Here is a 21,954-nt window from a genome sequence, read left to right as displayed (position 1 = left end):
AGACGATGGAAGAGCTTATCTCCCCCGGTATCTACAACCTGATCATCTTTGTGCTGGCGATTTATGTCGGTTACCACGTGGTCTGGAACGTAACGCCCGCACTGCACACACCGTTGATGGCAGTGACGAACGCCATTTCAGCGATTGTGATTGTCGGCGCCATGCTCGCTGCAGCGCTGACCGTTACACCACTGGGCAAGACCATGGGCACCCTGGCTGTGGCCCTCGCAGCCGTGAACGTGTTCGGCGGTTTCCTAGTAACTCGCAGGATGCTGGAGATGTTCAAGAAGAAAGCCCCGAAAGTAAAAGAAGAGGCGCCGAAGTAATGAGCATGAATCTGGTGACGACGCTGTACCTGATCGCGTCGATCTGCTTTATCCAGGCCCTCAAAGGCCTGTCGCATCCCACTACGTCGCGACGCGGCAACCTGTTCGGCATGCTCGGCATGGCGCTGGCGGTACTCACGACCGTAGGCCTGATCTATAAGCTCGGCGCTGAACTGGCCACCGCCGGTATCGGCTACGTGATCGTCGGCCTGCTGGTCGGCGGCACCGCCGGCTCGATCATGGCCAAGCGCGTAGAAATGACCAAGATGCCCGAACTGGTCGCCTTCATGCACAGCATGATCGGCCTGGCCGCGGTGTTTATCGCGATTGCCGCCGTGGTCGAGCCACAGTCCCTGGGCATCGTCAAACACCTGGGCGATGCGATCCCGGCGGGCAACCGCCTGGAGCTGTTCCTCGGCGCGGCCATCGGGGCGATTACCTTCTCCGGTTCGGTGATCGCGTTCGGCAAGCTCTCGGGCAAGTACAAGTTCCGCCTGTTCCAAGGCGCACCGGTACAGTTTGGCGGCCAGCACAAGATCAACCTGGTGCTCGGCCTTGCAACCCTCGGCCTGGGCCTGGCGTTCATGTTCACCGGCAACCTCACCGCCTTTGCGCTGATGCTGGCATTGGCGTTCGTGCTCGGCGTGCTGATCATCATCCCAATCGGCGGCGCGGATATGCCGGTTGTTGTGTCGATGCTTAACAGCTACTCCGGCTGGGCAGCGGCGGGCATCGGCTTCTCGCTGAACAACTCGATGCTGATCATTGCCGGTTCGCTGGTGGGTTCAAGCGGTGCGATCCTGTCGTACATCATGTGCAAGGCGATGAACCGCTCCTTCTTTAATGTACTGCTCGGCGGTTTCGGCAATGCGCCGGATGCCGGCGCTGCAGCGGGTTCTAAAGAAGCACGCCCGGTGAAGTCCGGTTCGGCCGACGACGCCACCTTCCTGCTGACCAACGCCGACACCGTGATCATCGTTCCAGGCTATGGCCTGGCAGTGGCACGGGCACAGCATGCCCTGAAGGAACTGACCGAGAAGCTGACCCACCGTGGCGTGACTGTGAAATACGCGATCCACCCCGTGGCCGGCCGTATGCCTGGGCATATGAACGTCCTGCTGGCCGAGGCGGAAGTGCCTTACGACCAGGTGTTCGAGATGGAGGATATCAACTCCGAATTTGGCCAGGCTGACGTGGTGCTGGTGCTGGGCGCGAACGACGTGGTCAACCCGGCCGCCAAGAACGACCCCAACTCGCCGATTGCCGGCATGCCGATCCTGGAAGCGTTCAAGGCCAAGACCATCATCGTCAACAAGCGCTCGATGGCCAGCGGTTATGCCGGGCTGGATAACGAACTGTTCTACCTGGACAAGACCATGATGGTCTTCGGTGATGCCAAGAAGGTCATCGAAGACATGGTCAAGGCCGTCGAATAACACTGCGCCAGAGCAATACCCGAAACCCTGGCCTCCAGTAGGCTGGGGTTTTTTATTACCCCATGAAACCCGACCAAAGGCTCTAAATCGCTGCCCCGCATTCGACCATGGTAGCGGGCCGAAACTTTTTGAAATCACTACACTGCCCACCTTGCTTCCGTAGCCTGAGATAACAATTCATGTACCGTGATCGTATCCGCTTGCCTTCGTTGTTGAACAAGGTCATGAGCGCGGCAGACGCCGCCGCACTGATCGAGGACGGCATGACCGTCGGCATGAGCGGCTTCACCCGTGCCGGTGAAGCCAAGGCCGTGCCCCACGCCCTGGCCGAACGCGCCAAGACGTCCCCGCTGAAAATCACCCTGATGACCGGCGCCAGCCTGGGTAACGACCTGGACAAGCAGTTGACCGAAGCCGGCGTGCTGTCCCGACGCATGCCGTTCCAGGTCGATAGCACCTTGCGCAAGGCGATCAACGCCGGCGAGGTGATGTTTATCGATCAGCACCTGTCGGAAACCGTCGAGCAACTGCGCAACAACCAGCTCAAGCTGCCGGACATTGCCGTCATCGAGGCCGTTGCGATCACCGAACAAGGCCATATCGTGCCCACCACATCCGTGGGTAACTCCGCCAGCTTCGCGATTTTCGCCAAGCAAGTGATCGTCGAGATCAACCTGGCACACAACCCGAATCTGGAAGGGCTGCACGACATCTATATCCCGACCTACCGGCCAACCCGTACGCCGATCCCGCTGGTAAAGGTCGACGACCGCATCGGCAGCACCGCGATCCCGATCCCGCCGGAGAAGATCGTCGCCATCGTGATCACCAATCAGGCCGACTCAGCCTCCACCGTGACACCACCCGACAGCGATACCCAGGGCATCGCCAACCACCTGATCAACTTCCTCAAGCAGGAAGTGGACGCCGGGCGCATGACCAACAAGCTTGGCCCGCTGCAGGCCGGGATCGGCAACATTGCCAACGCAGTGATGTGCGGCCTGATCGATTCGCCGTTCGAAGACCTGACCATGTATTCGGAAGTGTTGCAGGACTCGACGTTCGACCTGATCGACGCCGGCAAACTGAGCTTTGCCTCGGGCAGCTCGATCACCCTGTCGGAGCGGCGCAATGCCGACGTGTTCGGCAACCTGGAGCACTACAAAGACAAGCTGGTGCTGCGCCCGCAGGAAATTTCCAATCACCCTGAAGTAGTGCGGCGCCTGGGCATTATCGGCATCAACACGGCGCTGGAGTTCGACATCTACGGCAACGTCAACTCCACCCACATCTGCGGCACGCGGATGATGAACGGCATCGGCGGTTCCGGCGACTTCGCGCGCAACGCGCATCTGGCGATCTTCGTCACCAAGTCGATTGCCAAGGGCGGCGCGATTTCCAGCGTGGTGCCGATGGTCAGCCATGTGGACCACACCGAACACGACGTCGACATCCTGGTCACCGAAGTCGGCCTCGCCGACTTGCGGGGCCTGGCGCCGCGGGAGCGGGCCCGGGTGATCATCGACAACTGTGTGCATCCGGCCTACCGCGATGCGCTGAACACTTACTTCAACTCAGCCTGTGCTATCGGTGGCCACACCCCACACATCCTGCGCGAAGCACTGAGTTGGCACATTAATCTGGAAGAAACCGGGCATATGCTCAAGGCTTGATTGATACAGATTCGAGCTGACGCAAACACAGTTTCGTCAGCTCGATGCCACACCCCTCGCTTCTTGAAAAAACTGTACTGCTGTACCGGTCATTTCCTACCGAAAATTCCCACACCCACACCATAAAATGCCTATTTCGCACTGTTTCAGTGCGGACAGGTACAGTTGCCCCATTTCCGTACAGTACAGCACCTGTAAACAGTTAACTGGCCCCTCACAAAACAGGTGAACTGTATCTAGAGAGTCTTGCGCCGGAAGAGGATCATTGGCATCAGTTAAACCACTACCTAATCCCGCCACAAGCGGAAGGATGTCATCATGGAACGTACACTCAGTTCCGAACTGTTCTTCGAAGAAAAAGCTGTAAACACCCAGGCTTCCCTGCCTTTGCGCGTTCTCGCCAACCTGATGTTGTGGCAGCGCCGCATCTCCAGCCGCCATCAACTGGCTCGTCTGGATTCGCGTCTGCTGGCTGATGCCGGTATCAGCGAAGCTCAACGCTATGAAGAGCTGAGCAAGCCGTTCTGGCGTTAATTGACGCCCGCTGGCCCTGACCTACCGGGTCCACTGCCAGCACTGATTTGTCAAAACAAAGCCCGCCCCGGGAGACCGGAGGCGGGCTTTGTTGTTTTCCGGGACAGCATTCTTCCAGTCCAGACAGAAGCCATTCATCCAAACCAGTACAGTTCAAAAAATATAACAGTTAAGCAGTACAATTAAACATTGGTGTATCTGTAACGGTCAGAGCCACTCGCCCACCATGGTGTTCCAGGACCTCACGAAAGGCGCCCACCATGGACACCCAACCTTCTCTATATAAACGGCTGTTACACAGGACAGCTTCCACGCTGGCCAAATGGCTCCGCCACGCCTACGAACGCCGCCAACTGGCGCAACTCGATCTTCGAGAACTCTCCGATGTCGGCATCAGCCCGGGAGACCGAATGGCCGAGCTGTCCAAGCCGTTCTGGCGAGACTAGGCAGTCAAGAAGCTTTCCGAACGGATAAACAGCGGCTTAATATCCATGCACAACGTGGCGAACCGTTTAGGACAGGCGTCTGATCCCCAATGGCTGCCCTGCGCCACCTTATTCGTTCACCTACAGGAGTCACCCCATGTCCCGTATTCGCCTGCTGAGTGCTGCTGCCCTGCTGGCCCTGGCCACCAACGCCAGCGCCTCCAGCTTCATCGTGACCACCGACTCCATCGTCGGCGCACTGAAGGCTACTTCCGACGCCACCTCCGATGCCACTTCGTCACTGCGGGATAACAAGGTCGTGCGCGCCGCCCGTGACGACGCAGCCAGCTTCGTCGCAAGCGAAGGCGCCATTCGTGGTGTGAAGCTTGAAAGCGCCCTGGCCCAGATCCGCCAACAGGCGCCGCAACTGAACACCGCGACTGACGCACAGCTGGCCCAAGCCATCCTGGCTATTTGAGTGAGTTGACCCAAAGGGAGCGCCCGTCGCTCCCCGATGCCGCCGCACTGGCTCTCGCCCGGGCATTACGCTAGCCTTGGCGCTCGTTTTCAGTTGTCGAGTCCCATGGCTTTTTCATACCGCCTGCTAATTGTCCCTGTGTGTTTGTGTGCCAGTTGGTCGCCATTGGCTTCGGCCTTCGACCTGACCATCCAAGGTACCGTCGCGAGCGCGTACGCCACCAGCAAGGTGACCTCCGCGCCTTTCGACCGGAAAGTAGTCGTGGCGGCCCTGGATGATGCCGCTGCGTTTATCGCCACTGACGGCCAATGGCGGGGCGCACGGCTGGAATCCGCGCTGGATTACCTGCGCCGTACCCAACCAAAACTTAACGCCAGCGACCTTGAACTGGCGCAGGCAATTCTCGTCCAATAATCATCTTTGTATTTCGGAGTCATTCCATGCGTAGCCCGCTGATCGCCGCCACCCTTGGCCTGCTGTTGTTGGCCGACGTTGCCCAGGCACATACCCTGGTGGCCACCAGTAACATCATTGTTCGCGCCTCTGGCCGCACCATTGATTTCACTTCGGACACCACCACCTCTATCCGCGACTCCAAAGTCGTGCGCGAAGCCCACGATGACGCGGCCAGTTTCGTCGCCACCAACGGCGAGATCCGCGGCGCGCAGTTGGAAGCCGCCTTCGACACCCTGCGCACCCGCCTGCCGGAAGCGCGCGATGCCAGTGACCAGACCCTCGCCGAAGCCATTCTCGCTCTGTGAGGCGCCTTGTCGCCTGGCTCCTGGCCGGGACTGTGCTGCTGTGTGCCAGCGCAGCCCAGGCCAGCCTGCAACTGCGGCTCAAGACAGATGGCTTGAGCCCGGCCGAACAGCAGGCCAGCCAGGCATTGCTCGATGAGGCGATGCGCTCGCTGCCACCACGCTTCGTCGAGCAGTTGGACCGGCGCATCGATGTCGGCTGGACCGATAAGATGCCCGAAAATGCCTATGGCCAGGCTTCGTTGGTGTCCGAGCTGGACCTCAACCGCAACCTGCTCGACAGCCTGACCGACGGCAGCGCTGCCACGCAGAAAACCAATCGCCCCCACGGCACCGTGCGCCGGGAAATGCTCGCGACCGTGCTGCATGAACTGACCCACATCTATGACCGTGCGCGCCTGTGGCCCAAGGACGAACGCGCGCTGATCCAGCGTTGCAGCCGCCAGAACAACATCACCGGCCTGATCGGCCTGCCCGATCAATGCCGTGGCCAGAATGACCGGCGCTTCACCCTCAGCGATGACCCGCGCCTGCTGGACCTGGCGGGCTGGCCGCAATATGTCGGCCGTCGCGGTGAGCGCGAACAACACAACCGTCAGGTCGCGCGCAGCCCGGATATCTACGAAACCACCAGCCCGCTGGAATTCGTAGCGGTCAATATGGAGTACTTCCTCCTCGACCCAAGCTATGCCTGCCGGCGCCCCGCGCTGTTCCGCTATTACAAGGAACACTTCGGCTGGGCCCCACCGGAACAAGACACCTGCGCCAAGACCTACGCGTTCCTCAACGCCGGCAACGATTTCGCCAAGACCCCCCTGGGCCACGTCGACCCGGAGCGGGTCTACGAAATCGACTACCTGCTGGCCGAAGCCAACCAGAACCTGGTCAGCCGCTGGGGCCACAGTATGTTGCGCCTGGTGATCTGCGCGCCGGGCCGCCCCCGTGGGCCGGACTGCCGGCTCGACCTGGACCAGCACCTGGTGCTGTCCTACCGCGCCTTCGTCGGCGATGTGCAGCTGTCCAGCTGGGACGGCCTGGTGGGCAAGTACCCGTCACGGCTGTTCGTGCTGCCGCTGGCCCAGGTGATTGACGAATACACCAAGACCGAACTGCGCGGCCTGGCGTCCGTGCCGCTGAAACTGTCGCGCCAGGAGATCAACGACACCGTCGAGCACGCCGCTGAAATGCATTGGAGCTATGACGGCAACTATTACTTCCTGTCCAACAACTGCGCGGTCGAAAGCCTGAAACTGCTGCGCAGCGGCAGCGCCAACCCGCAGCTGACTGGCCTGGACAACATCACCCCCAATGGCCTGCTGGAAGTGCTGCAAGCCCGCGGCCTGGCGGATACCAGCGTACTCAACGACAAACGCGAGGCCATGCGCCTGGGGTATCACTTCGACTCCTTCCGCGAACGCTACCAGGCCATGTTCGACGTGCTGCGCAAACACCTGCCGATCAAACAGACCCAGGTTGAAGACTGGCTGTCCCTCAGCGCCGAAGAGCGCCGCCAGTGGTTTGACCAGGCCGACCTGCGCACCAGCGCCGCACTGCTGCTGCTGGAACAGGCGAGCTTTCGCAAACAGCTGATGCTGGCCCAGGACGAAGTCAAGCAACGCTACCTCGGTGCACGCGAGCTGAAAAACGGCGGCATGGAGAAAGCCAACGCCACGCTGCAGCAGATCCTCGCCAACAGTGGCTTCCTCAGCCGTCCCGCAGAACTGCTGGGCAGCGGTGGCTATGGCCTGCCGCAATCATCGGAAGCCAAGCGCCTGGAATCGGAAAGCGCCGAGCGCCAGAAGCAGCTGCAATCGCTCACCGGCGAGCTGGATAAAGAGGTGAGGGCGCTACTGGATCCGTCCCGCGCGGCCGAAATTGCTGCGTGTGAAGCCAACCTAAAGCAGGTGGGTGAACACCTGCGCAAACTGCACAAAGCAGCGGGCGGCCTTGAGCTGCCCTGAAGTACACGGGATAAACACATTCCAATGTGGGAGCGAGCCCCCTCCCACATTTGCAATGTGTACACCTGAAGACCGTACATCTTCCCACCACCAACTGTTTTACCAACGAAAGCTGGCTGAAAGCTAACGCGTCTAGGATCGCCCCCAACTGCCGGCAACAGACCGGCTGTACACAACAACAATGGTGATCCCCGATGTCCGTCCGTACCCGCCTGTTCGCCCCAACTCCACCCGTACGCCTCGTGCCCTTCGTTCTGCGCTGACCCCACCCCGGTTCGCCATTCCCTAGCCGCGCTACGCCTGGAGTATTCCTATGCTGACTTTCCTTGGCTTTGCCATGGTCATCACGTTCATGTTCCTGATCATGACCAAGCGCCTGTCCGCGCTGATCGCCCTGATCATCGTGCCTATCCTGTTCGCGCTGTTCGGCGGTTTCGCACCGAAGATCGGCCCGATGATGCTCGAAGGCATTACCAAGCTCGCGCCCACCGGCGTGATGCTGATGTTCGCCATCCTCTATTTTGCCCTGATGATCGACTCCGGCCTGTTCGACCCGGCCGTGCGCAAGATCCTCAAGATGGTCAAGGGCGACCCGCTGAAGGTGTCGGTCGGCACCGCGGTGCTGGCCCTGGTGGTGTCCCTCGACGGTGACGGCGCCACCACCTACATGATCTGCGTGGCCGCCATGCTGCCGCTGTACCAGCGCATCGGCATGAGCCCGCGGATCATGGCCGGCCTGATCATCCTCGCCGGTGGCGTGATGAACATGACCCCTTGGGGCGGCCCGACCGCCCGCGCCGCCAGTGCGCTGCACGTGGACCCCTCGGATATTTTCGTCCCGATGATCCCGGCGATGGCCGCCGGTGTGGTCGCGATCCTGGTGATTGCCTACATGTACGGCAAGCGCGAACGGGCGCGCCTGGGTGAGCTGCACCTGCAAGGCGACGAGATCGACCACAGCGAGATCAGCGTGTCGCAATACCCGGACGCCCGCCGTCCGAAGCTGATCTGGTTCAACGGTGCCCTGACCCTGGCCCTGATGTGCACCCTGATCGCCGGCCTGTTGCCGCTGCCGGTACTGTTCATGGTGGCATTCAGTATCGCGATGATCGTCAACTACCCGTGCCTGCAACAGCAGAAAGACCGCGTCGCCGCCCACGCCGGCAGCGTATTGGCGGTGGTCGGGTTGATCTTCGCCGCAGGGATCTTCACCGGCATCCTGTCGGGCACCGGCATGGTCGATGCCATGTCCAAGAGCCTGCTGGCCGTCATTCCGGAAGCCATGGGCCCTTACCTGGCGGTGATCACCGCGCTGGTGAGCATGCCGTTCACCTTCTTCATGTCCAACGATGCGTTCTACTACGGCGTACTGCCGGTACTCGCCGAAGCCGCCAGCCACTACGGCATCACCGCGGTGGAAATGGCTCGCGCCTCGATCGTTGGCCAGCCCGTGCACTTGCTCAGCCCGCTGGTACCGTCGACCTACCTGTTGGTGGCACTGGCCGGTATCGAATTTGGCGATCACCAGCGCTTCACCCTGAAGTGGGCAGTACTGGTATGCCTGTGCATAATGTTCGCCGCATTGCTGATGGGGATTTTTCCGCTGTTCAGCACTCTATAATCGTACCGACTCACTCACCGCGCGGCGCTGCAGCTTGCGCGGTTTAACACTTGCTCAAAGGAATACACATGGAATGGCTGACCAATCCGGAAATCTGGATTGCCTTCTTCACCCTGACGGCTCTCGAGATCGTCCTGGGCATCGATAACATCATCATGATTTCGATCCTGGTCAGCCGCATGCCCAAGCATATGCAGGCACGCACCCGGATCTTCGGCCTGGCATTGGCCATGGTCACGCGAATCCTGTTGCTGCTGTCGATCACCTGGGTCATGCGCCTGACCGACGACCTGTTCGTGGTCTTCGGCCAAGGCATTTCCGGCCGCGACCTGATCCTGTTCTTCGGTGGCCTGTTCCTGCTGTGGAAAAGCTCCCAGGAGATGTACCACGCCCTGGAAGGTGAAGACGAAACCCACGACGAACCCAAGGGTGCCGGTGGCAAGTTCATCTACACCATCATCCAGATCGCGATCATCGACATCGTGTTCTCCCTGGACTCGGTGATCACCGCCGTGGGCATGGTCTCCCATGTGCCGGTCATGGTTGCCGCGATCATTGTTGCCGTATTGGTGATGATGCTGGCCGCCGGCACCATCAGCGACTTCATCGACAAGCACCCGTCGCTGAAGATGCTGGCGCTGTCGTTCCTGCTGGTGGTGGGTACCGTGCTGATCGCTGAATCCTTCGACGTGCACGTGCCAAAAGGCTACGTCTACTTCGCCATGGCGTTCTCGCTGGCGGTGGAAGCGGTGAACATCAAGATGCGCACCGCCATCGCGAAAAAGAAGAAACAGCAGGACCCTGTGAAACTGCGCAAGGACATTCCGGGTCAATAAACCCGAGCCAGACAAAAAAGGGGCTTTTATAAGCCCCTTTTTTTCATGCATAAAAAGCTGATTTCATGACAGTTTTGTTTCAATCCCCACTTTAGCTATGCGATGCTGGCGCCGAGCCCATTCGCCAACTACAGCTTAACTACAAGACGTAGAACGGCACGCGGCAACTTTCCTTCGCTCCTCTTGGAGCGCACCCACACGGGGGCCGAGCATGCTGACCTTGCTCAATCTGCTTTCCGCCGTGACCCTGCTTATCTGGGGCACGCACATCGTCCGTACCGGCATCCTGCGGGTCTACGGTTCCAACCTGCGTCAAGTCATCGGGCAGAACATGTCCAAGCGCTGGCTGGCATTTGTCGCCGGCATCCTGGTGACCGCCATGGTGCAGAGCAGCAACGCCACGGCGATGCTGGTGACCTCTTTTGTCGGCCAGGGCCTGATGGGGCTGGTGCCCGCCCTGGCGACCATGCTCGGCGCCGACGTCGGCACCGCGCTGATGGCCCGGGTGCTGACCTTCGACCTGTCCTGGCTGTCGCCGCTGCTGATCTTTCTCGGGGTGATTTTCTTCCTGTCGCGCAAACAGACGCGGGCCGGGCAGTTGGGCCGGGTCGGGATCGGCCTCGGCCTGATCATCCTCGCGCTGCAATTGATCGTCGAAGCCGCCGGGCCGATTACCCACGCCCAGGGCGTGAAAGTGCTGTTCGCTTCGCTGACCGGCGATATTTTGCTCGATGCCCTGGTCGGCGCCCTGTTCGCGATGATTTCCTACTCCAGCCTCGCCGCTGTCCTGCTGACCGCCACCCTGGCCGGCGCCGGGGTGATCGGCTTGCACGTGGCCATCGGCCTGGTAATCGGCGCCAACATCGGCAGCGGCGTGCTGGCCTTTCTCAGCACCAGCATGCAGAACGCCGCCGGTCGCCAGGTCGCCTTGGGCAGCCTGCTGTACAAACTGATCGGCCTGCTGCTGATTATTCCGGTACTCGACCCGCTGGTGCTGTGGATGGACGGGCTGGACTACAGCGCCCAAGGCATGGTCATCACCTTCCACCTGCTCTACAACGTCAGCCGCTGCCTGATCCTGCTGCCCACCATCGGCCCCATGGCCAAGCTGTGCGCCTGGTTACTGCCGGAGCGGGACGAGGTCAACGGCAAGGCCCAACCGCGCCACCTGGACCCCACGGCCCTGACCACACCGAGCCTGGCCCTGGCCAACGCCGCGCGCGAAACCCTGCGCCTGGGTGATCTGATCGACAACATGCTTACCGCCATGCAGGAAGTGCTGCGCGGCAAACAGACAGCCATTACCCAGGAAATACGCAGCCTCAGCGACGACGTCGAGGCACTCTACAGCGCGATCAAACTCTATCTGGCGCAAATGCCTCGCGAAGACCTCAGCGAGCAAGACAGTCGGCGCTGGGCCGAAATCATCGAGCTGTCGATCAACCTGAAACTGGCCGGCGACCTGATCGAACGCATGCTGCGTAAAGTCCAGCAGCAGAAAACCTCCCAACGCCGCCAGTTTTCCGAAGTGGGCCTGGAAGAACTCACCGGCCTGCACAGCCAATTGATCGCCAACCTGCGCCTGGGTTTGTCGGTGTTCCTCAGTGCCGACCCGGAAAGCGCCCGCCAACTGCTGCGCGAAAAGCGCCGCTTCCGCGCCCAGGAACGCCGCCTGGCCCACGCCCACGTCAGCCGCCTGCAACGCAAGATCGTGCAGAGCCTGGAGACCAGCTCCCTGCACCTGGAGCTGATTGCCGACATGAAACGCTTGAACTCGTTGTTTTGCAGCAGTGCTTATGTAGTCTTGGAAACGTCCGACACCGGCGCACTCTCCGCCGAAGATATTGCCGACATCACACATTCACCCTGAACGTACGATGGCCCGTGAAGTCAGTTAAAACTGACCTCACTCGCCAGGAAGCTTGTTATGCGTCGCCTGTTGTTCGCTTGCCTGCTCATGGGTTCTGCCCACGTCTTTGCCTTTGACCGCTTGCAGGTTGAGGGCTACACCTTGCCCAACGGCCTGCAATTGCTGCTTAAACCGGGCACCGAGCGCGGCCATGTGGCGATTCGCCTGGTGGTCGGCGTCGGCCTGGACGACTTCGGTTGCGAAGACAAGGAACTGCCGCACCTGCTCGAACACTTGCTGTTCAGCGGTATCGACGGCGGCGGCGAAGGCGAGTTGGAAGACCGCATGCAAGCCCTGGGTGGCGAGTGGAACGCCTACACCAGCAACGCCGATACAACCTTTGTGATCGAGGCACCCGCGCAAAACCAGCGCAAGGTGCTCGACCTGCTGCTGGCGATCATCACCCGCACCCAACTGAGCGACGCCAATATCAACGCGGCCAAACAGGTAGTCGAGCGCGAAGACGGCGGTCATTACTCCCACCTGCAACGCCTGCTCGACCGCCAGGACCTGGGTCACACCGCCAGCAATCAACTGGCCATCGAGCTGGGGCTCAAATGCGCCGAGCGCGCCGAGGTCGATCATCTGACCCGCGACCAACTGGAGACGCTGCGCAAAAATTGGTACGCCCCCAACAACATGACCCTGATCATCGTCGGCGACCTCGACAAACTGCTGCCGGCCTACCTGGAACGCACCTACGGCCAACTCGACCCGATCGAACCCAGCGAGCACCCGGCGCTGCCGCAGATCCAGCACGCCGCCGCCAGCCACCGCGACCTGATCCACGGCTGGGTGGGCGACAGTGCCAAACTGCACTTGCTGTTCCCCGAGCCGGTGCTGGACGACCAGCACGATGAAACCTACGACCTGCTCAAGGATTACCTGGACTGGGCGTTGTACCGCCAACTGCGCCTCAAGCATGGGTTGTCCTACGGCCCCTGGAGCGAGCGCGAAGTGCTCGGCGGCGTTGGCTTCCTCAGCCTGAATGCCGACCTCGAGCGGGACAACCTCCCCGAAGCCGAGCGGGTGCTGCAGGACCTCAAGGCGCAACTGCTCAAGGACGGCCTTGACCCAACGGTATTCGCGCGCCTCAAACAGGCCGCCATCGCCCGCCAGGCCTGGGCCGTGCAGGGCAATAGCGCGCTGGCCGACTATTACTGGAGCGCCTCGGGCGATTATGACAACGGCCACTTCAGCGATCCGGTCAAACGCATCAAGGCCGTGAGCCTGGAGCAGACCAGCCAGGCCATGCGCGAGTTGCTCAAGCAACCAGGTTACTGGCGCATCGAGAAACCACTGCTGAGCTACGACATGCTCAACTGGATCGGCGCCGGCGTCCTCGGGCTGATCGCCATTGCGTTGATCGGCCTGCGCCGTTATCGCAAACGGATCGCGTAATGAGGCACCGAACCCTGGCCTAAGACGTTATTCTGTCTGGGATTTTTTCCTACAAAGACTGCGAACCGCCGAATGCAAAACCTGACCCGCTTAATCACCCGCGTCCTCGAACTGATGAAGCGCTACCCAGGGGTGATTGCACTCGGCGGTTTTATCTCGGGTGTCTGCAGCTTCATTCTGGTGGATCGCCAGCAGGGCATGGCCAGTTGGATCGCGGTGATCATGCTGGTGAGCTGGCTGTGGCTGATGCTGGAAAACAGCTTTACCCAGCTGTTCACCAAAGTCTTCAAGCGCGAAATACCCGAACCCCTGCTGCGCTACGCGACCCAGATGATCCACCAGGAAAGTCTGTTCTTCGTGCTGCCGTTCTTTTTCGTCACCACCGCCTGGAACAGCGGCCAATCGGTGTTTACCGGCCTGCTCGGCGCGGCCGCGCTGGTGTCGATCGTCGACCCGCTGTACTACAAATGGCTGGCGCCCAAGCGTTCGTTGTTCCTCGCGTTGCACACCCTGACCCTGTTCGCCGCGCTGCTCACTGCGCTGCCGATCATCCTGCACCTGACCACCGCCGAAAGTTACAAACTCGCCCTCGGCGTCGCCATGGCCTTGTCGATTCCAAGCCTGGCGGTGAGCCTGCCGCTGCGCAGCCTCAAGGGCTGGGCGATGCTGCTAGGGGTAACGGCCGCCATTGGTTGCGCGGGCTGGTTCCTGCGCAGTTGGGTACCGCCGGCCACCTTGTGGATGACCGAAGTGGCGATCAGCACCCAACTGCAAGACCGCACGCCGGGTGACGACCTCAAGGAAGTCAGCGCCGCCCAACTGCGCAGCGGCGGGCTCTATGCCTACACCGCAATCAACGCGCCGCGCGGCCTGGATGAGCGGATCTACCACGTGTGGAAACTCAACGGCAAAGAGGTGGACCGCATCGCGTTGGATATCCACGGCGGGCGCAAGGAAGGCTATCGCGCCTGGACCCACAAGCAGAACTTCCCGCCCGATGCGGTCGGCCGCTGGCAGGTGAGGGTGCTGACCGAAGACGGGCAGGTCATCGGTGTGCTGCGCTTCAAAGTGACTGACGCAGCACAAACGGACAACCCAAAGTAGGCAGGATCGTGCTATTACGTAGGAATTGTGGATAGCAAACAAGCTCGGAGCTTATGACCAGTAGCACCACGGCCGGCGCAGCCCACCTCGATACGTCCACCGCTCCCCCGTTACTGCGAATTACCGGGGACTGGACGCTTGCCCACTACGCAAACCTGAAGAAGCTGTCGGACAAGCTCGACGGCCAATACGACGCCGGCGCGCGCATCGATCTCAATGGCCTCGGCGCCCTGGATACCGCCGGCGCCTCGCTGCTGGTGGAGCTGCTGGGGCCCGCCCGTATCGAACAATCCGCCGAGCAGACCGACTGCAGCCTGTCCGCCGCCGACCGCGCGCTGCTCAAGACCGTCTACCGCTCCCTCAACGATTTTTGCGTGCCGGACAAAGCGCCGGAAGAAGCCACTGGCATTCAGGTGCTGGCGCGTATCGGCGCGGCCGTGGACAAGGTCTGGCAAGACAGTAAGCAACTGCTGGGCTTTATCGGCTTGATTCTCGAAACCTTCGCCCGGGGCATTTTCCGGCCCAAGCGCTGGCGCCTGACGCCGATGGTCGCCCATCTTGAACAGGTCGGCCTCGACGCCGCGCCCATCGTCGCGTTGCTGACCTTTCTGGTCGGTGCCGTGGTGGCGTTCCTCGGCGCTACAGTGCTCAAGAGCTTTGGTGCGACGATCTTTACCGTGGACCTGGTGGCGTTCTCTTTCCTACGGGAATTCGGCGTATTGCTCACCGCCATCCTGATTGCCGGTCGCACCGCCAGCGCCTTTACCGCACAAATTGGCTCGATGAAGGCCAATGAAGAAATCGACGCCATCCGCACCCTGGGCCTGGACCCGATGGAGTTGCTGGTATTGCCGCGCGTGCTGGCGTTGCTGGTGGCACTGCCGATGCTGACGTTCATGGCGATGCTGGCGGGGATCGTCGGCGGCGGCGTGGTCTGCGCCGTGGCCCTGGACATCTCGCCGGCGATGTTCCTTTCGCTGCTGCAATCGGACATTGGCGTGCAGCACTTCCTGGTGGGCATGGTAAAAGCACCGTTCTTCGCCTTCCTGATCGCCGCCATCGGCTGCCTGGAAGGCTTCAAGGTCAGCGGCAGCGCCGAATCGGTCGGCGCCCACACCACCTCCAGCGTGGTGCAATCGATCTTTGTGGTGATCGTGCTGGATGCGATGGCTGCGTTGTTCTTCATGGAGATGGGCTGGTGAGTCGTCTGCACCGTGCGCCCACCGAGGCGGTGATTGAAGTGCGCGGCCTGTGCAATCGCTTTGGCAGCCAGCGCGTGCACGAGCATCTCGACCTGGATCTGTACAAGGGCGAAATCCTTGCGGTGGTCGGCGGCTCCGGCAGCGGTAAATCGGTGCTGCTGCGCAGCATCGTCGGCCTGCGCCGGCCCAGTGAAGGCGAAGTGCGGGTGTTCGGTAAGAACCTGCCGAGCCTGCCGGAACATGAACGCTCGCTGGTGGAACGGCGCTTTGGCGTACTGTTCCAGAAGGGCGCGCTGTTTTCCTCACTGACGGTGACCGAGAACGTCGCGCTGCCGCTGATCGAACATGCCGGGCTCAGCCGCCGTGATGCCGAGCACCTGGCCGCGGTCAAGCTGGCCTTGGCCGGACTGCCGCTGTCGGCGGCCGACAAATACCCGGCCTCGCTGTCCGGCGGCATGATCAAGCGCGCGGCCCTGGCACGCGCCCTGGCGCTGGACCCGGACATCCTGTTCCTCGACGAACCCACCGCCGGCCTCGACCCGATTGGTGCGGCGCAATTCGACCAACTGATCCTGACCCTGCGCGATGCGCTGGGCCTGAGCGTGTTCCTGGTCACCCATGACCTGGACACGCTCTACACCATCACCGACCGTGTGGCGGTGCTGGCGCAGAAGAAGGTGCTGGTGGCCGATGCCATCGATATCGTCTCGGAAACGGACGACGCCTGGATTCACGAATATTTCCACGGCCCCCGAGGCCGCGCGGCATTGGATGCCGCTCAACCGCTCAACGAGGTATGACATGGAAACCCGAGCCCATCATGTGATGATCGGTCTGTTCAGCGTGATCGTGGTGGTCGGCGCGATGCTGTTTGGCCTGTGGCTGGCCAAATCCAGCGTCGACAGCGCCTTCCAGGATTACGAAGTGATCTTCAACGAAGCGGTCAGCGGTCTGTCCCAGGGCAGCTCGGTGCAATACAGCGGGATCAAGGTGGGCGATGTCATCAGCCTGCGCCTGGACCCCAAGGACCCGCGCCGCGTACTCGCGCGCATTCGCCTGGCCGGCCAGACACCGATCAAGGAAGACACCCAGGCCAAACTCGCGCTGACCGGCATCACCGGCACCTCGATCATCCAACTCAGCGGCGGCACGCCGCAAAGCCCGGAGCTCAAGGGCAAGGACGGCAACCTGCCGGAGATCATCGCCTCGCCATCGCCGATCGCGCGATTGCTCAATAACAGCAACGACCTGATGACCAGCATCAACCTGCTGCTGCACAACGCCAACGACATGTTCTCCGCGCAGAATGTCGAGCGCCTCAGCAACACCCTGGACCATCTGGAACAAACCACCGGCGCGATTGCCGACCAGCGTGGGGATATCAAGGTGGTGATGCAGCAATTGATGCAGGTAAGCAAGCAGGCCGGGGCCGCCCTGGAGCAGACCACGGCGCTGATGCGCAACGCCAATGGCCTGCTCAGTGATCAAGGCAAGCAGGTCTTCGGCAGCGCCGAACAGGCGATGAAATCCCTTGAGCAAAGCACCGCCACCATCAATACCTTGCTCACCAACAACAAGGACTCGGTGAACAGCGGCATGCAGGGCCTCAACGAACTGGCGCCGGCCGTGCGCGAACTGCGCGAAACCCTCGGTTCACTGCGCGCCATCTCTCGCCGCCTGGAAGCCAACCCCAGCGGCTACCTGCTGGGCAGCGACAAGAACAAGGAGTTCACGCCATGAAGCGTGCTTACCAAATGATTGCCCCTGTGGCCTTGGCGCTGATCAGCGCGTGTTCGATCCTGCCCAAGGCGGATCCATCGGACGTCTACCGACTGCCTGCGGCCCAGGGCACGACCCAGGGCGCGCCAGTCAATTGGTCGCTGCGCCTGGCCAAGCCACAGACCAGTGAGTTCCTCGACAGCCCACGCATCGCCGTGGTGCCCAATGGCGATTTGATCAGCAGCTATGCGAACTCACGCTGGAGCGACCCGGTGCCGGTGCTGCTGCGCAATCGCCTGATGGACGGGTTCCAGCGCGATGGACGCGTGACGCTGTTGAGCACCGACGACACCAACCTGCAGGCCGATTATGAGTTGGGCGGGCAGTTGCAGGCGTTTCAGAGCGAGTACCGGGGCAGTGCGGTGGCGGTGGTGATCCGCCTCGACGCACGCCTGGTGCGTGGGAGTGATCAGCGGATTATTGCCAGCCGGCGGTTTGAAGTGCAGCAGGCAGTGACTGACACCAAAGTACCGGCGGTGGTGGCTGCTTTTGGTCAGGCCGGGGATCAGTTGAACAGGCAGGTGGTGGAGTGGGTTGTTCAGCAGGGCAATGGTGCGGTGAAACGCTGAGGGCCTCATCGGGGCCCCCAACATTTGGATCTGTGAACACATTCAGAATGTGGGAGGGGGCTTGCTCCCGATAGCTATTTAAGCCTCAGCCAAAGAACCAGTAGCACACCGCAATCGCCGCCACTACACCGGCAAACTCAGCCAGCAACGCGCAGCCTACGGCATGCCGCGCCCGCTGGATGCCCACCGAACCGAAGTACACCGCCAACACATAAAAGGTGGTTTCCGTACTGCCCTGAATCGTCGCCGCCACCAACGCCGGAAAGCTGTCCACACCCTGGGTCTGCATGGTCTCGATCAACATCGCCCGGGCCGCGCTGCCGGAGAAGGGCTTGACCATCGCCGTCGGCAAGGCGTCGACAAAGCGCGTGTCCATGCCCGTCCAGGCCACCACATGGCGAATGCCTTCGAGGCCCAGGTCCAGCGCGCCGGAGGCACGCAACACGCCCACCGCACACAGCATCGCCACCAGGTACGGCAGCAGGTTCTTGGCGACGTCGAAGCCTTCCTTGGCGCCTTCGACAAATGCTTCGTAGACCTTCACCTTGCGCAGCGCGCCGATCAGCAGGAACAGCATGATCAGGCCGAACAACGTCAGGTTGCCGAGGATTGACGACAACCCGGCCAATGCGGTGGCCGAGAGGGTCGCCAGCAGGGCCATGAACCCACCCAGTACCAATGCGCCTGGAACCAGGTAGGCCAGCACCACCGGGTCCCACAGCCGCAGGCGCTGCATCACCGCCACCGACAGCAGGCCCACCAATGTGGATGCGCTGGTGGCCAGCAGGATCGGCAGGAATACCAGGGTCGGATCGGGCGCACCTTGCTGGGCGCGATACATGAAGATCGTCACCGGCAACAGGGTCAGGGAGGATGCATTGAGCACCAGGAACAGGATTTGTGCGTTAGTCGCCGTGTTAGGGATGGGATTGAGCTCTTGCAGCGCCTTCATGGCCTTCAGGCCGATAGGTGTTGCTGCGTTATCCAGGCCCAAGCCGTTGGCGGCAAAGTTGAGGGTGATCAGGCCAATGGCCGGGTGACCGGCCGGCACCTCCGGCATCAGGCGCAGGAACAGCGGACCCAGGGCCTTGGCCAGCCATTCGACAATCCCGGCTTTTTCGGCGATGCGCAAGAAGCCCAGCCATAACGTCAGGGTGCCGAACAACAGCACCATCACTTCCACCGACAATTTGGCCATGGCGAAAATGCTTTCGACCATCGCCGCGAAAATCCCGGCGTTACCGCCCACCAGCCATTGCGCCAGTGCTGACACCATTGCCACGACAAAGAAGCCAAGCCACAGGCCATTGAGCATCAGTTGAATCCCCCGAAAGATGGGGCGAATGATAGCGGGGCTGGCAGAAACGACAAACCCCGGAATTATCCGAGGCTTGTGTCAGCGCAATCGTACGATCAGCCGCGAGTGATCTCGCCGGCCGGCAGCGCTTCCTTGCTGCGCCAGTGCGGCAGGGAGTTCCAGTAGCGCTCGCCCTTGGCGTCGTCGTACATGCCTTCCCAACGGGAGATGACCAGCACGGCCAGGGCGTTGCCGATCACGTTCAGGGCGGTGCGGGCCATATCCATGATGCGGTCGACACCGGCGATGAACGCCAGGCCTTCCAATGGGATGCCCACGCTGCCCAGGGTGGCCAGCAGCACCACGAAGGATACGCCCGGTACACCGGCGATGCCTTTGGAGGTGACCATCAGGGTCAATACCAGCATCAGTTGCTGGCCGATCGACAAGTCGATGCCATACAGCTGGGCGATAAAGATCGCCGCGATGCTCTGGTAAAGGGTCGAACCGTCGAGATTGAACGAGTAGCCGGTCGGTACCACGAAGCTGCAGATGGCCTTCGGCGCGCCGTAGGCTTCCATCTTCTCGATCACGCGCGGCAGCACGGTTTCGGAACTGGCGGTGGAGTAGGCCAGCACCAACTCGTCCTTGAAGATGCGGATCAGCTTGAGGATCGAGAAGCCGAACAGGCGAGCGATCAGGCCCAGCACTGCAAAGGCGAAGAACAGGATAGCGACGTAAACCAGGATCACCAGCTTGGCCAGCGGCAGCAGGGAGGCGAAACCGAAGTTGGCCACCGTCACCGCAATCAGCGCAAACACGCCGATGGGGGCGTACTTCATGATCATGTGGGTAACTTTGAACATGCTCTCGGACACGCCCTGGAACATGGTCACCAGCGGCTCGCGCAGATCCGGCTTGAGGCTCGACAGGCCCAGGCCGAACAGTACGGAGAAGAAGATGATCGGCAGCATCTCGCCACGGGCTACAGCGGCGAAGATGTTAGACGGGATCAGGTTGAGGATCGTCTCGATGAACGCGTGCTCATGCTGCACCTCGGCGGCGGTCGCCTGGTACTTGGAAATATCGACGGTACCCAGGGTACTCATGTCGATGCCTGCACCGGGGTGGAACAGGTTGGCCAGCAGCAGGCCGACCACGATGGCGATGGTGGTGACCACTTCGAAGTAAAGGATGGTTTTGACGCCGATGCGCCCGAGTTTTTTCGCGTCACCGACACCGGCAATGCCGACGATCAACGAGGAAATCACAATCGGGATCACGATCATCTTGATCAGGCGGATAAAGATATCGCCCGCTGGCTGCAACACATTGCTGATCCACCAGGCCTTTTCAGCACTGAAATGGTTGAGCACTGCGCCGATTGCAATCCCTAGCACCAAACCGATGAGGATCTGCCAGGCGAGGCTTAGCTTTGCCTTCTTCATGTCATTACCCTTACTTCAAGTGAACTTAAGGCAAATGCGCCAGCTGCAACGCTCGAGAGCGAAAAAGTGTGTGCATCTGCCTCCATGGAAGGTCACCGCAGCATGGCCGAAATGGCTTACTGGCAGGCGAAAAAAGGCGCAACTATTCCCATGCAAGGGGACGACGTCTAATGCCGTAAACGCCTACCCCATGCCGAATCGGCATGACTTTTTTTCATAATAACTGTCCGAACGGTCAGTTCAAATGTGACATTTTGTCCGGTGAATATGCCGTGAACCGGCCAATTCAGGCTCGCGCAGAGATTCTGGTCGTCTTGGAGAGGTTGGCAGAAATGCCCGAGAACTCTGCGGTCGAGCGTCGGAAACGTCCTATGGCGCGGGCAAAACTTTCTCGATAGATGGTCGCCCCGACACACCCAGAAATGGTTGGTCGAAAGCAAAGTCAGGATTTGCGGCTATGGGCGGCATATGAGGCGGGAATAAGAGTCACAAGCCCGCCGCAAGTTCAGCAAGCCGTGGGCTTGTGAACCTGCGTCGCAGCTTTTCGCCTGACCCGGCCCTTGCGCAGGCACTCCCTGTGCCCGTAGGTCACGCCGATCCCGATTGATCAGAGCAACCCGGCCCCCTGGTCATGCATCACCCTTGGCGGGCAATGCAGACAGAAAGAAGCGCGGGGCTTCTTTCCATGGACGCTGATTGCGCAGACGACAGACGCGTCAGACGCAACCTAGTACCAATTCGGATCTTTCTTCAGCTGCTCCATGAGCAGCTTTTGCATGCCTTCGTCCGGCTTACCGATAAACCGATAATCGGCGTGCCGGGTCGGAGACTTGTCCGCCGGCAAACCGGCCGGGACTTCCACCAACATGGCGTAGGCATCTTCCTTGTCGAGGCTGAAGGCGACGATCAGGCGCTTTTGGAGGCATGTATCCGCAGTCTCGCAGAGCGGCCCCACCAGGTACTTGTCGCCATCTTCTTCCACGGCATTCATTTGCTCGGCCGTGCCCGACAGGTTCATCACCCATTCCGGCAGGCGCTCTTCTTTCTTCACCACGCCTTGCCAAGTCTCCCGGTATTGCGGGTCCGCACTGAGCAATTCGTTGGCTCGGGATTGGCCATCATTGGCGGCCATCGCCAGGCCGCTGCCGCCCAAGAGCAGGGCGGCAGCAATGGCTTTGAGGGACAAAATGGTCATAT

General features: G+C 61.0%; 21 protein-coding genes. 18 read left to right on the top strand and 3 right to left on the bottom strand.

Annotated features, from left to right (window positions below):
• Positions 1-5: 5 nt before the first annotated feature.
• The 18 genes from NIBR502773_RS15860 to NIBR502773_RS15775 all read left to right on the top strand — a co-directional run bounded on the left by NIBR502773_RS15860 (position 6) and on the right by NIBR502773_RS15775 (position 18,012).
• A complete protein-coding gene (locus tag NIBR502773_RS15860) occupies positions 6-326 on the top strand; it encodes an NAD(P) transhydrogenase subunit alpha (protein ID WP_003187417.1) in 321 nt (106 codons plus the stop codon).
• Positions 326-1,762, top strand: a complete 1,437-nt coding sequence (locus NIBR502773_RS15855) for an NAD(P)(+) transhydrogenase (Re/Si-specific) subunit beta (RefSeq protein ID WP_027608003.1) — start codon at positions 326-328, stop codon at positions 1,760-1,762. The genes NIBR502773_RS15860 and NIBR502773_RS15855 overlap by 1 nt, the downstream gene beginning before the upstream one ends.
• Before the next feature lie 179 nt (positions 1,763-1,941).
• Entirely contained in the window at positions 1,942-3,435 is a 1,494-nt protein-coding gene (locus tag NIBR502773_RS15850) for an acetyl-CoA hydrolase/transferase family protein (protein ID WP_092488073.1), read from the top strand.
• Between the two features lie 318 nt (positions 3,436-3,753).
• A complete protein-coding gene (locus NIBR502773_RS15845) occupies positions 3,754-3,969 on the top strand; it encodes a DUF1127 domain-containing protein (protein WP_003187413.1) in 216 nt (71 codons plus the stop codon).
• A gap of 260 nt (positions 3,970-4,229) precedes the next feature.
• Positions 4,230-4,415, top strand: a complete 186-nt coding sequence (locus NIBR502773_RS15840; RefSeq protein WP_027608005.1) for a DUF1127 domain-containing protein — start codon at positions 4,230-4,232, stop codon at positions 4,413-4,415.
• Positions 4,416-4,551: 136 nt separating this feature from the next.
• Positions 4,552-4,872, top strand: coding sequence for a DUF2388 domain-containing protein (locus NIBR502773_RS15835; RefSeq protein ID WP_027608006.1), 321 nt, complete (start codon positions 4,552-4,554; stop codon positions 4,870-4,872).
• Positions 4,873-4,977: 105 nt separating this feature from the next.
• On the top strand, positions 4,978-5,286 hold the full coding sequence (locus NIBR502773_RS15830; RefSeq protein ID WP_141156403.1) for a DUF2388 domain-containing protein: 309 nt from the start codon (positions 4,978-4,980) through the stop codon (positions 5,284-5,286).
• A 26-nt stretch (positions 5,287-5,312) separates the two neighbouring features.
• Complete coding sequence (locus NIBR502773_RS15825; RefSeq protein ID WP_027608008.1) at positions 5,313-5,633, top strand: DUF2388 domain-containing protein; 321 nt, start codon at positions 5,313-5,315, stop codon at positions 5,631-5,633.
• Positions 5,630-7,591 carry a DUF4105 domain-containing protein gene (locus tag NIBR502773_RS15820; protein WP_141156402.1) on the top strand — a complete coding sequence of 654 codons (1,962 nt, stop codon included), beginning with the start codon at positions 5,630-5,632 and terminating at the stop codon, positions 7,589-7,591. The genes NIBR502773_RS15825 and NIBR502773_RS15820 overlap by 4 nt, the downstream gene beginning before the upstream one ends.
• A gap of 313 nt (positions 7,592-7,904) precedes the next feature.
• The gene (locus tag NIBR502773_RS15815) at positions 7,905-9,212 is read left to right on the top strand and encodes a CitMHS family transporter (RefSeq protein WP_003170826.1); all 1,308 of its coding nucleotides are present in this window, start codon (positions 7,905-7,907) and stop codon (positions 9,210-9,212) included.
• Between the two features lie 68 nt (positions 9,213-9,280).
• Positions 9,281-10,048: a TerC family protein gene (locus tag NIBR502773_RS15810; RefSeq protein ID WP_027608010.1), complete on the top strand. Its 768-nt coding sequence runs from the start codon at positions 9,281-9,283 to the stop codon at positions 10,046-10,048.
• A 211-nt stretch (positions 10,049-10,259) separates the two neighbouring features.
• Entirely contained in the window at positions 10,260-11,918 is a 1,659-nt protein-coding gene (locus NIBR502773_RS15805; RefSeq protein WP_065937850.1) for a Na/Pi cotransporter family protein, read from the top strand.
• A 57-nt stretch (positions 11,919-11,975) separates the two neighbouring features.
• Entirely contained in the window at positions 11,976-13,358 is a 1,383-nt protein-coding gene (locus tag NIBR502773_RS15800; protein ID WP_141156401.1) for a pitrilysin family protein, read from the top strand.
• 72 nt (positions 13,359-13,430) lie between these two features.
• Complete coding sequence (locus NIBR502773_RS15795; protein WP_027608013.1) at positions 13,431-14,462, top strand: DUF5924 family protein; 1,032 nt, start codon at positions 13,431-13,433, stop codon at positions 14,460-14,462.
• A gap of 53 nt (positions 14,463-14,515) precedes the next feature.
• Positions 14,516-15,664, top strand: a complete 1,149-nt coding sequence (locus tag NIBR502773_RS15790) for an ABC transporter permease (RefSeq protein ID WP_141156400.1) — start codon at positions 14,516-14,518, stop codon at positions 15,662-15,664.
• On the top strand, positions 15,661-16,464 hold the full coding sequence (locus NIBR502773_RS15785; RefSeq protein WP_065937854.1) for an ABC transporter ATP-binding protein: 804 nt from the start codon (positions 15,661-15,663) through the stop codon (positions 16,462-16,464). The genes NIBR502773_RS15790 and NIBR502773_RS15785 overlap by 4 nt, the downstream gene beginning before the upstream one ends.
• A gap of 1 nt (position 16,465) precedes the next feature.
• Positions 16,466-17,404: an MlaD family protein gene (locus NIBR502773_RS15780; RefSeq protein ID WP_027608016.1), complete on the top strand. Its 939-nt coding sequence runs from the start codon at positions 16,466-16,468 to the stop codon at positions 17,402-17,404.
• Positions 17,401-18,012 carry an ABC-type transport auxiliary lipoprotein family protein gene (locus tag NIBR502773_RS15775; RefSeq protein WP_141156399.1) on the top strand — a complete coding sequence of 204 codons (612 nt, stop codon included), beginning with the start codon at positions 17,401-17,403 and terminating at the stop codon, positions 18,010-18,012. The genes NIBR502773_RS15780 and NIBR502773_RS15775 overlap by 4 nt, the downstream gene beginning before the upstream one ends.
• A gap of 85 nt (positions 18,013-18,097) precedes the next feature.
• Here the strand turns inward: NIBR502773_RS15775 and NIBR502773_RS15770 are convergent, their stop codons facing one another.
• The 3 genes from NIBR502773_RS15770 to NIBR502773_RS15760 all read right to left on the bottom strand — a co-directional run bounded on the left by NIBR502773_RS15770 (position 18,098) and on the right by NIBR502773_RS15760 (position 21,952).
• On the bottom strand, positions 18,098-19,327 hold the full coding sequence (locus tag NIBR502773_RS15770; RefSeq protein ID WP_027608018.1) for a nucleoside recognition domain-containing protein: 1,230 nt from the start codon (positions 19,325-19,327) through the stop codon (positions 18,098-18,100).
• Positions 19,328-19,425: 98 nt separating this feature from the next.
• Positions 19,426-20,757, bottom strand: a complete 1,332-nt coding sequence (gene gltP / locus NIBR502773_RS15765; protein ID WP_141156398.1) for a glutamate/aspartate:proton symporter GltP — start codon at positions 20,755-20,757, stop codon at positions 19,426-19,428.
• Positions 20,758-21,484: 727 nt separating this feature from the next.
• Positions 21,485-21,952, bottom strand: coding sequence for an inhibitor of vertebrate lysozyme family protein (locus tag NIBR502773_RS15760; RefSeq protein ID WP_115488289.1), 468 nt, complete (start codon positions 21,950-21,952; stop codon positions 21,485-21,487).
• Between the last annotated feature and the right edge of the window lie 2 nt (positions 21,953-21,954).

It is taken from the genome of Pseudomonas sp. NIBRBAC000502773 (assembly GCF_006517195.1).
Classification (GTDB): Bacteria; Pseudomonadota; Gammaproteobacteria; order Pseudomonadales; family Pseudomonadaceae; genus Aquipseudomonas; species Aquipseudomonas marginalis.
Note: the sequence above shows the minus strand (reverse complement) of the source record. Positions and strands in the feature narration are given on the sequence as shown.

Coding starts and splice junctions, on each gene's coding strand:
- NIBR502773_RS15860 (WP_003187417.1), top strand. CDS start 6: ATGGAAGAGCTTATCTCCCCCGGTATCTACAACCTGATCATCTTTGTG.
- NIBR502773_RS15855 (WP_027608003.1), top strand. CDS start 326: ATGAGCATGAATCTGGTGACGACGCTGTACCTGATCGCGTCGATCTGC.
- NIBR502773_RS15850 (WP_092488073.1), top strand. CDS start 1,942: ATGTACCGTGATCGTATCCGCTTGCCTTCGTTGTTGAACAAGGTCATG.
- NIBR502773_RS15845 (WP_003187413.1), top strand. CDS start 3,754: ATGGAACGTACACTCAGTTCCGAACTGTTCTTCGAAGAAAAAGCTGTA.
- NIBR502773_RS15840 (WP_027608005.1), top strand. CDS start 4,230: ATGGACACCCAACCTTCTCTATATAAACGGCTGTTACACAGGACAGCT.
- NIBR502773_RS15835 (WP_027608006.1), top strand. CDS start 4,552: ATGTCCCGTATTCGCCTGCTGAGTGCTGCTGCCCTGCTGGCCCTGGCC.
- NIBR502773_RS15830 (WP_141156403.1), top strand. CDS start 4,978: ATGGCTTTTTCATACCGCCTGCTAATTGTCCCTGTGTGTTTGTGTGCC.
- NIBR502773_RS15825 (WP_027608008.1), top strand. CDS start 5,313: ATGCGTAGCCCGCTGATCGCCGCCACCCTTGGCCTGCTGTTGTTGGCC.
- NIBR502773_RS15815 (WP_003170826.1), top strand. CDS start 7,905: ATGCTGACTTTCCTTGGCTTTGCCATGGTCATCACGTTCATGTTCCTG.
- NIBR502773_RS15810 (WP_027608010.1), top strand. CDS start 9,281: ATGGAATGGCTGACCAATCCGGAAATCTGGATTGCCTTCTTCACCCTG.
- NIBR502773_RS15805 (WP_065937850.1), top strand. CDS start 10,260: ATGCTGACCTTGCTCAATCTGCTTTCCGCCGTGACCCTGCTTATCTGG.
- NIBR502773_RS15800 (WP_141156401.1), top strand. CDS start 11,976: ATGCGTCGCCTGTTGTTCGCTTGCCTGCTCATGGGTTCTGCCCACGTC.
- NIBR502773_RS15795 (WP_027608013.1), top strand. CDS start 13,431: ATGCAAAACCTGACCCGCTTAATCACCCGCGTCCTCGAACTGATGAAG.
- NIBR502773_RS15790 (WP_141156400.1), top strand. CDS start 14,516: ATGACCAGTAGCACCACGGCCGGCGCAGCCCACCTCGATACGTCCACC.
- NIBR502773_RS15780 (WP_027608016.1), top strand. CDS start 16,466: ATGGAAACCCGAGCCCATCATGTGATGATCGGTCTGTTCAGCGTGATC.
- NIBR502773_RS15775 (WP_141156399.1), top strand. CDS start 17,401: ATGAAGCGTGCTTACCAAATGATTGCCCCTGTGGCCTTGGCGCTGATC.
- NIBR502773_RS15770 (WP_027608018.1), bottom strand. CDS start 19,327: ATGCTCAATGGCCTGTGGCTTGGCTTCTTTGTCGTGGCAATGGTGTCA.
- gltP (WP_141156398.1), bottom strand. CDS start 20,757: ATGAAGAAGGCAAAGCTAAGCCTCGCCTGGCAGATCCTCATCGGTTTG.
- NIBR502773_RS15760 (WP_115488289.1), bottom strand. CDS start 21,952: ATGACCATTTTGTCCCTCAAAGCCATTGCTGCCGCCCTGCTCTTGGGC.